This is a genomic window from Mycobacterium sp. NGS56, assembly GCF_059812425.1.
Genome location: NZ_JCALCQ010000009.1, coordinates 74,532 through 87,497 on the forward strand (window position 1 = coordinate 74,532; position 12,966 = coordinate 87,497).

The following is a 12,966-nucleotide window of genomic DNA, read 5'->3' on the forward strand; positions in this document are numbered from 1 at the left end:
GCGGGTCGGAATCGCCAGGAGACGTCACAGCTCCCCCTGCGCCAGTCGCGCCACTGTGGGCGCGAGGCCGTGCTCGATCACCTGGTCGGAGAACTCGTCGCCGGGACAGCGGCCTTGTTCGACGAGGCGGACCAACCGCTGCATCGAATCACCGATTTCGGCCGGGGCTTTGGCGGCGGCGACGGCCAGGCACGCGTTGGCAGCCAAGTACAGTCGCCGATCCCGCAGCCCCACCCGGGCCGCGGTGTCCCAGGCGGTGGCAACCGGTTCGACCGCCTCGGCCGCGGTGTCGGCGGCGGCCGGATCATCGAGCAGGACCGCCATGGTGAACGCCACCGCGGGCCACAGCCCATTGGGCACGCTGTCGAGGTAACGGATCTCCAGCCACTGCCTGGGTCGCACCGGCGGGAACAACGTGGTCAGGTGGTACTCCAGGTCAGCGACGCTGGGTCGGCGATCCCCGAGCAACACGCGGCCGTCGACCCAGTCGGCAAACGGCACCCAGTGCGTGACCGCCTCGGCGTCGGGGTTGTGCACCAGCATCACCGGGGCCTTGAGCGCATACCGGGCCCAGTCGGTGCCAGGGTCGTCTCCGCTGGCGCCCAGGATGGGTCCGCAGCGTGCCGAGTCCATCTGACCCCACACTCGCTGCCGGCTCGACACCCAGCCCGTGAATTCACCGCACAGCATCGGCGAGTTCGCCGTTATCGCGATCATGGTGGGCCCCAGCGCATGTGCGAGGCGCACCCGCGCCGCCCAGCCGTCCCGCGGCCCGGCGTCCACGTTGACTTGAATCGATGCGGTGGACGTCATCATCGCCGCTCCCGCTTCCCCCGATTGGCTGGTGGCGAAGAACCGCTCCATGGCGCGATACCGGGCACCGGGATTGATGCGCCTGGGCGGGCGCAGCGGGTCGGCGCCAAGAAATACCAGGCCCAGCCCGGCCTCAGCAAACGCGGGCTGCAGCGCGGCCTGGTCCCGGCGCATGGCGTCGATAGCGGGCACTACGCCGTCGGCCGGCGGCCCGGACAGTTCGACGGCACCCCCCGGCTCGACGGTGATCCTGCTGCCCCCGGGCAACGCGGGCAGCGCGTCGAGCACGTCGGCGATCTCGCCCCAGCTCGGCCTGCGATACGGGTCGGCCCGGTCGTGGCAATGGGCCTCCAACTCCAGACCGATACGGCCCAGCGGGGCGTCCACCAGACACCCCTCGGCGATGTACTGCGCCACGGCCGCGGAATCGGCCAGCTCGGCGATGTCCAGCTCCGGGGCAGGGTCAGCGCCGGCCACCCGCGACTCGGACTGCGAAGCCGCGGGGGTGATCGGCGCGAACGTCATATCACGATCCCTTCGGGTCCGGGCGAGCCTGCACATAGCCCTGCGGACCGCTTCCCTGCGGCAGCTAATCGAACGATAATCGGACTACTTCGTCTAGTGCTTCATCTATCAGATGCCCCCGACATATTCCCTTCCCCGCGGTCTGCGTGCACGGGGAAAACGGGTACCCCATCGCCCGATTATTGACCCAGGGCGTTCTGCATCGCCCCGGCGAGCACGTTCACCGCGGGCCCGGCGTTGCCGGATTGGCACACTTTCGCCTGCAGCAACACGTTTTCGCGCAGCCTGGTTTGATTGAAGCACCGGCGATCGGTGCCCGCCTCCTGCTTGGTCCAGTTCTCGTCGGCGGGACCGGCCGGCCCGCCGTCGAACGACCAGACCTGGGTGCTGCCGTTGTCCAGATGCAGCGCGGTGGTCTGTCCCGAACACCCCACCGTGCGATCCACCACCCGATGAAAAGCCCGGCCTGCGGCGTCATTGGTGGCGAACACGCCGACGGCCTGTTTGACCAGATGTGTCTGGTCGGTGGCCGACGTCTGGGTCAGGGCTGCGTTGAACGACGCCAGATCCGGATCGTTGTAGACCTCGGGCAAACCAATGTCGGCCCAGTTGTTGCACTCCGGGAGGTCCACCCAGTCGCCTTGCCCGGGCTGGGTGAACACCGCCTCCCACCCCATCGGTCCGCCAACGATGTTGCCGACCGAGCCTTTGCCCAGGACCGCGTAGTTCACCACGCCCGGCTCCGACGGGTGCGCGGCGGCCGAGGGCGCCACGACGGTTCCGGCCAGGGCCAAGCCGATGGCCATCACAGCGCCCCGCATCTGGGCAGCCTGCGTAACCCGCATGGTCATGCAGCGATCATGCCAGGCGCACGGACGTGCGGTCAGCCCCCGTTGCCCCGGACGCCTTCCTCGACCTTCTTTCCCAGGTCGGGATCGACGTTGCGCCAGTACTCGAACACCCGCGACAGCACCGGCTCCTTGACGCCTTGGGACACGTGGCCAATGATGTTGTGCGCCAAGCGTTCCCTGGCCGCATCGTCGAGCACTTGGCGGACCATGGTGCCGGCCTGCCCCCAGTCGTTGTCCTCGGCGTGCAACGTGTACGCCGACCGGACCATGTCGCCGTCGGCATGCCAGCGGATCTCTGCGGCGCGTGCCGGGTCGGCGTGTGGCCCACCGTAGGAGTTGGGCGCATACACGGGGTCGGAGACGTTGTTGATGCGCATGGCCCCGTCTTTGGAGTAGCTGTTCACCTCGACTCTGGGGGTGTTGACCGGGATCTGCCGGTAGTTGGTCCCCAGCCGGGCACGATGCGCGTCCGAATACGAAAAGCCCCGCGCCTGCAGCATTTTGTCCGGGCTCAAGCCGGTGCCGGGCACGGTGTTGTTCGGCTCGAACGCCGCCTGCTCGATCTCCGCGTGATAGTCGGTGACGTTGCGGTTCAGCGTCATCCTGCCGACGTCGATCAGCGGGTAGTCGCCGTGCGGCCACACCTTGGTCAGATCGAACGGGTTGAACCGGTAATCCTTGGCTTCCTCGTACGGCATGATCTGCATCTTCAGCGTCCAGCTCGGGTGATCCCCGCGTTCGATCGACTCGAACAGGTCGCGCTGGTGATAGTCGCCGTCTTCGCCGGCCAGCCGGTCGGCGTCCTCCTGGGTCAGGAACTCGATGCCCTGATCGGTGATGAAGTGGTACTTCACCCAGAAGATCTCGCCGGCGGCGTTGATCCAGCTGTAGGTGTGGCTGCTGTAGCCGTTCATGTTCCGCCAGGTTTTGGGAATTCCCCGGTCGCCCATCAACCAGGTCACTTGATGCGCCGACTCCGGGGAGAGACTCCAAAAGTCCCACTGCATGTTGTGGTCACGCACATTGCTTGCCTGCAAGCGCTTCTGGGACCGGATGAAGTGCTGGAACTTCAACGGATCACGCATGAAGAAGACCGGGGTGTTGTTGCCGACGAGGTCGAAATTGCCTTCGCTGGTGTAAAACTTCAGCGCGAAGCCACGCGGGTCGCGCCACGTGTCTGGGCTGCCCCGCTCTCCGGCGACGGTGGAAAACCTGGCCAGCATGTCGGTTTTGGTGCCGGGCTGGAAGACCGCGGCCCTGGTGTACTGGCTGACATCGTTGGTCACTTCGAAATGACCAAACGCGCCACCACCTTTGGCGTGCGGCTGACGTTCCGGGATGCGCTCGCGATTGAACATCGCCATCTGTTCAATCAGGTAATGGTCCTGCAACAGGATCGGGCCGTCTGGGCCGATCGTCAGCGACTGATCGTCGCTCGGCGCAGCGATACCGGCGTCATTGGTCGTGAAACGCTCCGTCATTACGCTCTACTCCTCGTCACGGGGGCCGCAGCATCCGAGGTCGCATGCCCGGGTACCGAATCCGCTTTCCTTCAGGCAATTTCAGCACGGCGGTGAGCCCCCCGGATCCTCCGGCCGCAACCGAGTGTTCTCCTCATCTTGATCTGGTCCAACAAATGCGGGCGACTCGCGATCGGTTGCCCACTACGGGTTAGTACCCATTTCGGGCGCTGCTTAAGTGAGCGCTATCAGGGACGTGGCGCGGGCGCGCCGGGGGGCGGGCTCGCAGGCGGCTGACCGGGGCCGCTGACGCCCGGGCCGGCATGCGGTCCGCCGGGGCCGCCCGGACCGCTCGGGGGCATGGGAACGATCAGCCCGGGTCCGCCGGGCCCGTATCCCCACGGTCCGTTGTCTGGCCCCGGACCACCAGGCCCGCCGTACCACGGGCCGTAGCCGCCGCCGGGGCCGCCGTACTGCCCCGGCCCATTGCCGGGTCCCGGGCCACCGGGGCCCCATGGCCCGTTGCCCGGTCCGGGCCCGCCGGGATGAAACATGCCGTGGTGGTGGTGGTTGCAGTAGTAGTTGTGCTTCCAAATGAAGGCGCCGACAAAGAACAGCGACGTGAGGATGAAGACGACGCCGGCGACGATCACCACCCAGGCAGCCGCGGTGTAGAGGCGCGGCGGTTGCACCCGGTGCGGGGTGGGTGGCGGTGGCTCGGCGACTGAGGGGGCCGGCGTCGGCTCGGCGGTCGGCTCAACTGGTGGTTCGGGTGTCTCGCTCATGCCTTGCCATATTGCCCCGCATGCCTGGTGCCCAACAGGGGCTGGCGTCAAAAATGTCGCCAATCGAGATGCTGCGGTTAGGCGCCGGTGACCGCCAACGACAAGGGGCCCGGCGCTCGCATCGAACGCCGGGCCGCTGGTTGATGGGGGTTTTTCAGTTGGCCAGGACGATGACGCTCGGCGCCTGTCCCGGCGCGCCATGAGCGGTGGCAGCCGAGTGGAACACCGACGCCGGGAGCTGACCCGGGGCCATGCCACTGGGACGCACGCCCGACGACGGGGCCGGAGCAGTGGTGGTGGCTCCGGGGCCGTTTTGTCCGCCCTGTCCACCCTGGCCGCCGGGTGCGCCCGGGCCACCGAAGTTGCCGGGGCCGCCAGGGCCGCGGTGGTGCATCATCGCGTGGTGGTGGTGCTTGTGGTGGTGGCCGTGATGGCCGCCGCGGTGGCCGAGGATGAAGCCGGTGAAGAAGATGACCGCGAGGATGAACACGATCCCGGCGACGATGGCGACCCACGCGGCGATTTGGAAGACCCGCGGGGCTCGGTAGGCCGCAACCGCTTCCGCGGCGGCCGGTGCAGTTGCGGTGGAGTGCCGCACAGTGGGGGTTTCAGGTGTTTCACTCATGAGACAAATGATGAAGCCGTTAACAGTAGTGGCCGCTATGCGCTACTTATGTAGAAGCTGTGAAGTAAAGGCCCCGCTCAGCGGGTGAAAACGCCTCCGCGCGCCCGGTGTATCGCGGCCCTTGGCTGGATGGCATACGAGAGTCTGGAAACGTCCGTCGCAGTTTGCTGGATGGTCGGGCGCCCGGTGTGACATTCTGTGCGGGTGTCCGCAGCGGGACCGCCTTCTGATGTGGTGACGTTCCTGTTCACCGACGTCGAGGGTTCGACCCGTCGGTGGGAAGCCGACGCCGAGGGGATGCGCTCGGCGCTGGTTGCCCACGACGAGGTATTGCGTAACGCTGTGGCCGCGCACGCCGGGTTCCTTTTCAAGCACACCGGTGACGGTGTGTGTGCGGCATTCAGCTCCCCGAAGGCAGCGGTGGACGCCGCGGTGACCGCGCAGCGGGTGCTGGAATTGCCGGTGCGGATGGGGATTGCGACCGGCGAGGCCGAGTTGAGGGAGGGCGATTATTTCGGCGCGGTGCTCAACCGCGCCGCGCGGGTGATGGCGGCCGGGCACGGCGGTCAGATCCTGTTGGCCGAGTCGACTGCCGGTCTGCTCAGCGACGCTGATCTCATCGATCTGGGAGCGCGACGGCTCCGGGACCTGCCAACCCCGGTCGGGGTGTTTCAGGTCCGCGCACCCGGCCTGCGGACCGACTTTCCGCCCTTGCGGGTGCTGGACGCGAGTCCGGGGAATCTGCGTTTGGCGACCAGCAGCTTCATCGGACGCGAAGCCGAACTCGACGAGGTGCAAGCGGCGGTGAAAGCGCATCGGCTTGTCACGTTGACCGGCGTGGGCGGGGTCGGCAAGACACGGTTGGCACTGGAGGTTGCGAGACATCTGGTCGACGAATTCCCGGACGGGATATGGGTTTTCGAGTTGGCCGCCGTCACCGATCCGGCGGCGGTGCCCGACGCCGTCGCGGGCGTGCTGGGCATTGCCCAGCAGCCGGGAAAAAGCATGAGCGACTCGCTGGCCGCCGCTATGGACGGCACGATCCGATTGTTGGTGATCGACAACTGCGAGCATCTGCGTGAGGCTGCGGCCGATCTCGTCGAGACGATCTTGGCGCAATCGGCGACGGTGAAAGTTTTGGCGACCAGCCGCGAAGGGCTACGCGTTGCCGATGAGCGGGCGTGGTTGGTGCCCTCGTTGGATGTCGGTGCCGGCACCGACTCTGCCGCGGTGGCGCTGTTCGTCGACCGAGCGCAAGGCGAGGCCTGGCAGTTCTCGGTGACTACACGTGACGACGCGGCGGCGGTGGTGGAGATCTGCCGCCGCCTGGACGGGATCCCGTTGGCCATCGAGCTCGCGGCTTCGCGGATGGCCTCGATGACTGCCGGCGAGGTGCGGGATCGCCTCGACCAGCGGTTTCGTCTGCTGGTGGGCTCGCGGCGCGCGCTGGAACGTCACCACACCCTGCGCCACGCCGTCGCATGGTCGTTCGAGCTCCTCGACGATGCCGAAAAGGGGCTACTCGAGCGGTGTTCGGTGTTCACCGGCGGATTCGATCTGCAAAGCGCTTGCGCGGTAGGGGGATACGACGACAGAGACGACCTTGCCGTCCTCGACCTGCTTGAAGCGTTGGTGCGCAAGTCGTTGCTGATCGTCGACCAGTCAGTGGGACGGACCCGGTATTCGATGCTGGAGACCATCCGCCAGTTCGCCGAGGAACAACTCGTGGCCCGCGGTGAAGCATTCGAGGCCCGAGCCGCCCATTCGCGGTACTACGCCGGCCGGGAACCCGACATCATGGCGCTATGGGACAGCCCCCGACAACGCGAGGCCTACGACTGGTTCACCACCGAGTTACCCAACCTGCGCACCGCATTTCGCTGGGCCGCCGACCAAGGCGACGTCGACAGCGCGGCGTCGCTCGCCGTCTGCGCGACACTGCTCGGCCTGATGACCGAACAGTACGAGCCCGTCGGATGGGCCGAGGAGATGATCGAACCTGCACGAAGGGCGAACCATCGGCGGCTCGCGCACCTGTACGTGGTCGCCGCGCAGTGCCACGCGGCGGGGCGGTCAGACGACGCCGTCCGTTATCTCGACGCCAGCCGCCCGTTAACGGACAACGGTGGTTTCGACGAGACTTTCTACGAAGTGCAAATCTCGACCGGAATTGTGTACACCCACGCCGGGCAGAGCGAGCGTTGGGTTGAGATGTGCCGCAGTGCGATTGGTCGATACGGAGGCCCGCAAACCGTGGCCCGCGCATCTCTGGTGATGGCGTACTACTTCTTAGGCCGAGGCGATGAAGCGAGGGTCGCAGCGCGGGGATTGCTCGCCGCCGCAGACGCGGCGCGCAGCCCGAGTACGGCCTGCTTCGCGCTGTTGTCCCACGGCCTTGCCTATCACGATGCCGACCCCGCGGGGGCTTACGACGCGCTACGCCGATCGCTGACCATCGCGCAGGAGAGCCGCAACCGACAGATGGAATCGGCGTCGGCGTCGACGGTATTACTCGTTGCGGCTCAACGTGATCCCAGTGGAACGTTCGAGACTCTGATGGTATTGATCGGCCGCTATTACGAGATCGGCAACGCCGCCCTGATAAAGAACCCGCTGGCAATACTCGTCTCGCTACTGGACCGACTCGGACACCACGAACAGGCCGCGATCATCAGCGGGTTCGCGGCAAGTCTCTTTTCGCGTGCAAGTTATCCCCAACTGAACACGGCGATTACCCACCTCCGCGATGTCCTCGGCGACCAGGGCTACGAACCGCTTGCCCGCAAGGGCCAGACGATGACCACGGCCGAGATGGTGACGTATGCATGCGACCAGATCGACCAGGCCCGGGCAAACCTGAACGCCGCCCCGAAATAGGCGACGTATGGGTGTCTTAAAACTTCGTATCCGACTCCGTCGAAGTTCGCAGGCGCGTGTTAAGCGGCGAAACGGATCGATCAACCATGAGGCACGACGCCAGGGTGCGCTGGTGAACTTGCGGAGGAGACGTGGGCACGACCTCGCCCCGCCTCGTCCGTCTTCCGGCAGATGATGAGGGCCTCGACGTAGTCCCAGCGGTAGCGGTCGGGGGCGTCCGTGACGCGCTCCTCGAGCTCTGCGAGGAAGTCGGCGAGAAGACCGGCAGCGCACGCCTCGCCCTCGTGCACGAACGCACGGAGGAGGAGCGGCCCTCCCCATGCGGCCACGCTCTGCACGTATTCCCGCGCGAACACCGCGGGATCGTCGTGCCAGTAGGGATTGTCGAGACGAAACAGCTCGGCACTCTCGAGCTCGAGGCCGGCGAAGCGCCCGCCGCCCGCCTTGAAGGGCGCCCCGAACTCGTCGAGCGTGCGAGACCAGACCGGGACAACGGCCGCCTCGACGGTGGCGCTGCCGATGCGCCCCGCGCGGCGCCAATCGGCGAGCAGCCGGTTCATGTCTCCGATGATCTCGACGTAGAGCCCCGTCCTGTCCGGGCACGGCTTGGGGGAGGCCGGGATGGCGGCGATGAAATACCCTCCGGGGGTCAACTCCGCCGCGCGCATCTCGAGCAGTCGCTCCCAGTGCCGCTCCGCGGCCACGCGCCAGGCACGTCGCTCGTCCTCGTCCACGTGGTCCGGGTAGCCGGGGAAGACCGAGCCGCTCGAGGGCAAGCCGGCGGCGTCGGCGACCCAGTGCATGCACGTCCCGGTCACCGCGAGGTGAACTGTGCCCGGTGGAAAGGAGGGCGCCTGGTGCAGCGGGATTCCGGCCATCGAGACGACCGTAGCGGGGGCCGGGTCGCGATCGAGCGCTCGCCGGCAGGCCTCGCTGTTGGCCTCCGGCAGTGCGTAGTGGGCGCCCGTGCCCGTGTCGGCGACCCCGGGGCCGGCCTCGCCTGACGCAGGTATCACGACGATCGGGCTTTCGTCCGCCGCAGTGGCGAAGGCATCCCGCAAATGGGCGGCGGCGACCCGCCAAGCGTTTGTCGGGAGATCAACGAGCGCGTAGATCAGCGCCCGGCCGGCGCGCTGCGCCACGAGAGCGCGGATGAGGCCGTGAGAGTTGACGCCGTCGGCGGCGCCCAGGTCCGACACGCGGAGCACCGGCTCGTTCGCAAGCCGCTCCGCTGCGGCCAGCACGGCCGGGTGGGTCGCCTCGAAGCATGCGCACTGCGAGAGGGCGTGCCGCGAGTAGTCGTCCGCCATGCTCGAGAGCTCGTGGCGACGTGGCGGCGTGGTGCTTGCCTCCCGCACAGTTCCTCCGTGGTCCGGACGCCATAACAGGGCTTATCGTCCCACCGGGCACCGGGTCCGCCAAGCGCGACAAGAGCAGGGCCACTGTTTGGAAATAGACCAAGTCTCGAACGCCTAGACGTCGGGCCGCAGCGGGTTGACCGCGAACTGGATCACCCGGTACGGCGCGGCAACGCGTGCCCGAGTGTCCCACTGGCTCACGAAGATTCGCAGCTCGTCAAGCGTCGAACCGGGCGAGATGTAACCGCCATACGGTTGCGCGAGCCGGTTGTCGTAGGGCGCCGGCAGGCTCTCGGCCGGCTCCGGCCACTCGTCGTGCTGCACCACCGTGGTGACCGGCGCGTCGCCCAGCGACGTCGGGTCGTTGGCCACCCGGACCTCCATGTTGCCGGTGACGGCATTGAAGTAGGACAGCACCGCCTTGCCGTCGATCTGCCGGATGCACAATTCGCCCACCGCGTCCGGCCACAGCGGCGTCGGCGGCTTGCCCCAGCCCCCGCCCGGGCCCGCCGCCCAACCCTGCCACTTCGACCGGTCGGTGAACGCCTGCGGCGTCGCCCGATACAGCAGCACCGGGTCCCTGCGGGTGAAACTGTCGGCGACCATGTACACCCACCCGCCCGGTGAGTCCGGGGTCGGGATCGGGTCGTAGTAGCCGCTGATCTGGGTCTGCGAGCCGCCCTGGTACGACGCGGGTCGCTTGGATCCCGGGATGGTCTGCCAGCCCGAGCGCGCCGGTTCGGCGGTCACCAGCCGGGAGGTTTGCGGCTCGAGGTTCTTGGTCGTCGTCACCATCAGGTAGTTGCGCCGGTTGATCTGCACGACCCCGGCGGGCAGCTGCGAGGTTCCGGGCGGGGTGGGATCGGCCAGCAGCGGTTTGCTGACGCCGGTGACCCCGGTGTAGCGGACTCCGCCGGGGTCGTCGACGGAGGAGGTGTCGACGCGCAACGCGACCGGTGCGTACCAACCGCCGAATCCGACCCCCTCACCGGCGAAGCTGTCACCGCACACTTGGAGCAACTCGGCGGGAAACTCGATGAACTCGCACAGGTCCGTCGCGCCGATGCCGTAGTCCACGGTCGGCGTGCCGGTTCCGGCGCTGGGACCGATGCGCAGCACCTGACCGGGCGCCAGCGGCTGCAGCACGGGCTCGGGGGCCGGTGCCGCCGGGTCGGCGCACGCGACGCTCATCCACTGCGGCAGAACCAAACAGACGGCCGACGCGGCGAACAGTGAGCACCGCGCGACCAAGCGAGTGTGGGTGATGCTCACCCGCTTGTCACAGCTGGGCGGCCAGCAGCTCGGCGATCTGGATGGTGTTCAGCGCCGCCCCCTTGCGCAAGTTGTCACCGGAGATGAACAGTGCCAGGCCGCGGCCGTCGGGTACCCCGGGGTCGTGCCGGATCCGGCCGACCAAGGATTCGTCCACGCCGGCGGCCGCCAGCGGGGTCGGCACGTCGACCACCTTGACGCCCGGCGCAGCCTCGAGCAGCTCGCGAGCCCGCTGTGGTGAGAGCGCCCGGGCGAATTCGGCGTTGATCGACAGCGAGTGCCCGGTGAACACCGGGACCCGCACACAGGTGCCGCTGACGGCCAGGTCGGGAATGCCGAGGATCTTGCGGCTTTCGTGGCGCAGCTTCTGGTCCTCGTCGGTCTCACCCGAGTCGTCGTCCACCAGCGATCCGGCCAGCGGCACCACGTTGAAGGCGATCGGCGCCACATAGGTCTGGGGCGCCGGGAACTGCACCGCGCTGCCGTCGTGCACCAGCTGCTCGGCACCGTCGATGACCGCGCGCGCCTGGGAGGCCAGCTCCTCGACCCCGGCGACCCCGCTGCCGGATACCGCCTGATAGCTGGACACCACCAGGCGTTGTAGCCCGGCTTCCTCGTGCAGCACCTTCAACGCGGGCATCGCGGCCATCGTGGTGCAGTTCGGGTTGGCGATGATGCCCTTGGCCAGCGAGCGCGCATCCCCAACGTCCCGGTCGAAGTTCACCTCGGATACCACCAACGGCACTTCCGGGTCCTTGCGCCAGGCCGACGAGTTGTCGATCACCGTCACCCCGGCCGCGGCGAATCGCGGCGCCTGCACCAGCGACATCGTCTTGCCGGCGGAGAACAGCGCGATGTCCAGGCCGCTTGGGTCGGCCGCCGCCGCGTCTTCGACCTCGATCTCCTGGCCGCGAAATCCCAGCTTGCGGCCTAGGGAGCGCGATGACGCAAAAAACCGAACCGACGTCGCGGGGAAGTCCCGCTCGTCGAGCAACCGGCGCATCACCTGGCCGACCTGACCGGTGGCGCCCACAACTCCAATGGCAACCATCTATCTACCCGTCCCCGCATACACCGTCGCCGACTCCTCGCCGCCGAGCCCGAACGCCTCGTGCAACGCCACGACGGCCTTATCTAGTTCGGTGTCGCGGCACAGCACCGAGATGCGGATCTCGGACGTCGATATCAGCTCGATGTTGACGCCCACCTCGGCCAGGGACTCACAGAAGGTGGCGGTGACCCCGGGGTGGCTGCGCATGCCCGCGCCGATCAGCGACACCTTGCCGACGTGGTCGTCGTAGAGCAGCTGGCTGAAGCCGATCTCTTCCCGGAGGGCGTCCAGCCTGGCAACCGCGGTGGGGCCGCTGTCGCGCGAGCAGGTGAAGGTGATGTCGGTCTTGCCGTCCTCGACCTTGGAGACGTTCTGCAACACCATGTCGATGTTCACGTCGGCATCGGCGAGCGCCCGGAAAACCCGAGCGGCATATCCGGGGATGTCGGGAATGCCGACGACGGTCACCTTGGCCTCGCTGCGGTCGTGCGCGACTCCGGTCAGAATGGGGTCTTCCATGGGTATGTCCTTGATCGATCCGACGACGATGGTGCCCGGGTTTTCCGAATAGGAGGACCGGACGTGCACCGGAATGTTGTAGCGGCGTGCATATTCCACGCAGCGCAGCATGAGAACTTTGGCGCCGCAAGCCGCCATCTCGAGCATTTCCTCGAAGGTGACCGTGTCCAGCTTGCGGGCGTTGTGCACGATCCTCGGGTCGGCGCTGAAGATGCCGTCGACGTCGGTGTAGATCTCGCAGACGTCGGCGGATAGCGCCGCGGCCAGGGCCACCGCCGTGGTGTCCGAACCTCCGCGGCCCAGCGTGGTCACGTCCCGGGTGTCCTGGCTGACGCCCTGGAATCCGGCCACCAACACGATGCGCCCCTCGTCGAGCGCGGTCTGCAGCCGTCCCGGAGTGACCTCGATGATCTTGGCGTTGCCATGCGTTCCGGTGGTGATCACCCCGGCCTGCGAGCCGGTGAACGAGCGGGCCTCCGCACCCATCGATTCGATCGCCATTGCGACCAATGCGTTGGAGATCCGCTCGCCGGACGTCAGCAGCATGTCAAGCTCCCGCGGTGGCGGCGCCGGACACACCTGGTGGGCCAGGTCCATCAAATCGTCGGTGGTGTCGCCCATCGCGGAGACGACGACTACTACGTCGTTGCCCTGCTTCTTGGTAGCGACGATGCGCTCGGCCACCCGCCGGATCCGGTCGGCGTTCGCCACTGAGGATCCGCCGTACTTTTGCACGACGAGCGCCACGTTATTCCTGCCTCTCCGGCCTGAGCATTTGGTTTCGGCTATAAGTCCACAACAGAATACGTGTCGGTGCATGGTGATTTACG

Annotated in this window: 10 protein-coding genes; 1 reads left to right on the forward strand and 9 read right to left on the reverse strand. The window is 67.3% G+C overall.

Annotated features, from left to right (window positions below):
• Positions 1-24: 24 nt before the first annotated feature.
• The 5 genes from egtA to AC5Y4F_RS19670 all read right to left on the reverse strand — a co-directional run bounded on the left by egtA (position 25) and on the right by AC5Y4F_RS19670 (position 5,032).
• The gene (gene egtA / locus AC5Y4F_RS19650; RefSeq protein WP_067933077.1) at positions 25-1,338 is read right to left on the reverse strand and encodes an ergothioneine biosynthesis glutamate--cysteine ligase EgtA; all 1,314 of its coding nucleotides are present in this window, start codon (positions 1,336-1,338) and stop codon (positions 25-27) included.
• 179 nt (positions 1,339-1,517) lie between these two features.
• On the reverse strand, positions 1,518-2,159 hold the full coding sequence (locus AC5Y4F_RS19655) for a sensor domain-containing protein (RefSeq protein WP_369829689.1): 642 nt from the start codon (positions 2,157-2,159) through the stop codon (positions 1,518-1,520).
• A 62-nt stretch (positions 2,160-2,221) separates the two neighbouring features.
• Complete coding sequence (locus AC5Y4F_RS19660) at positions 2,222-3,670, reverse strand: catalase (protein WP_067933073.1); 1,449 nt, start codon at positions 3,668-3,670, stop codon at positions 2,222-2,224.
• A 227-nt stretch (positions 3,671-3,897) separates the two neighbouring features.
• A complete protein-coding gene (locus tag AC5Y4F_RS19665) occupies positions 3,898-4,434 on the reverse strand; it encodes a hypothetical protein (RefSeq protein ID WP_499997956.1) in 537 nt (178 codons plus the stop codon).
• Between the two features lie 154 nt (positions 4,435-4,588).
• On the reverse strand, positions 4,589-5,032 hold the full coding sequence (locus AC5Y4F_RS19670) for a hypothetical protein (RefSeq protein WP_499998080.1): 444 nt from the start codon (positions 5,030-5,032) through the stop codon (positions 4,589-4,591).
• A gap of 231 nt (positions 5,033-5,263) precedes the next feature.
• Between AC5Y4F_RS19670 and AC5Y4F_RS19675 the strand changes: the two genes are divergently transcribed.
• Positions 5,264-7,936, forward strand: a complete 2,673-nt coding sequence (locus AC5Y4F_RS19675) for a winged helix-turn-helix domain-containing protein (RefSeq protein WP_499997957.1) — start codon at positions 5,264-5,266, stop codon at positions 7,934-7,936.
• 80 nt (positions 7,937-8,016) lie between these two features.
• Here AC5Y4F_RS19675 and AC5Y4F_RS19680 read toward each other — a convergent pair whose 3' ends face one another.
• The 4 genes from AC5Y4F_RS19680 to AC5Y4F_RS19695 all read right to left on the reverse strand — a co-directional run bounded on the left by AC5Y4F_RS19680 (position 8,017) and on the right by AC5Y4F_RS19695 (position 12,883).
• Positions 8,017-9,246, reverse strand: coding sequence for a hypothetical protein (locus tag AC5Y4F_RS19680; protein WP_499997958.1), 1,230 nt, complete (start codon positions 9,244-9,246; stop codon positions 8,017-8,019).
• A gap of 162 nt (positions 9,247-9,408) precedes the next feature.
• On the reverse strand, positions 9,409-10,566 hold the full coding sequence (locus AC5Y4F_RS19685) for a DUF4185 domain-containing protein (protein ID WP_067932389.1): 1,158 nt from the start codon (positions 10,564-10,566) through the stop codon (positions 9,409-9,411).
• 7 nt (positions 10,567-10,573) lie between these two features.
• The gene (locus tag AC5Y4F_RS19690) at positions 10,574-11,617 is read right to left on the reverse strand and encodes an aspartate-semialdehyde dehydrogenase (protein ID WP_499997960.1); all 1,044 of its coding nucleotides are present in this window, start codon (positions 11,615-11,617) and stop codon (positions 10,574-10,576) included.
• Positions 11,618-12,883, reverse strand: a complete 1,266-nt coding sequence (locus tag AC5Y4F_RS19695) for an aspartate kinase (RefSeq protein ID WP_067932393.1) — start codon at positions 12,881-12,883, stop codon at positions 11,618-11,620.
• Between the last annotated feature and the right edge of the window lie 83 nt (positions 12,884-12,966).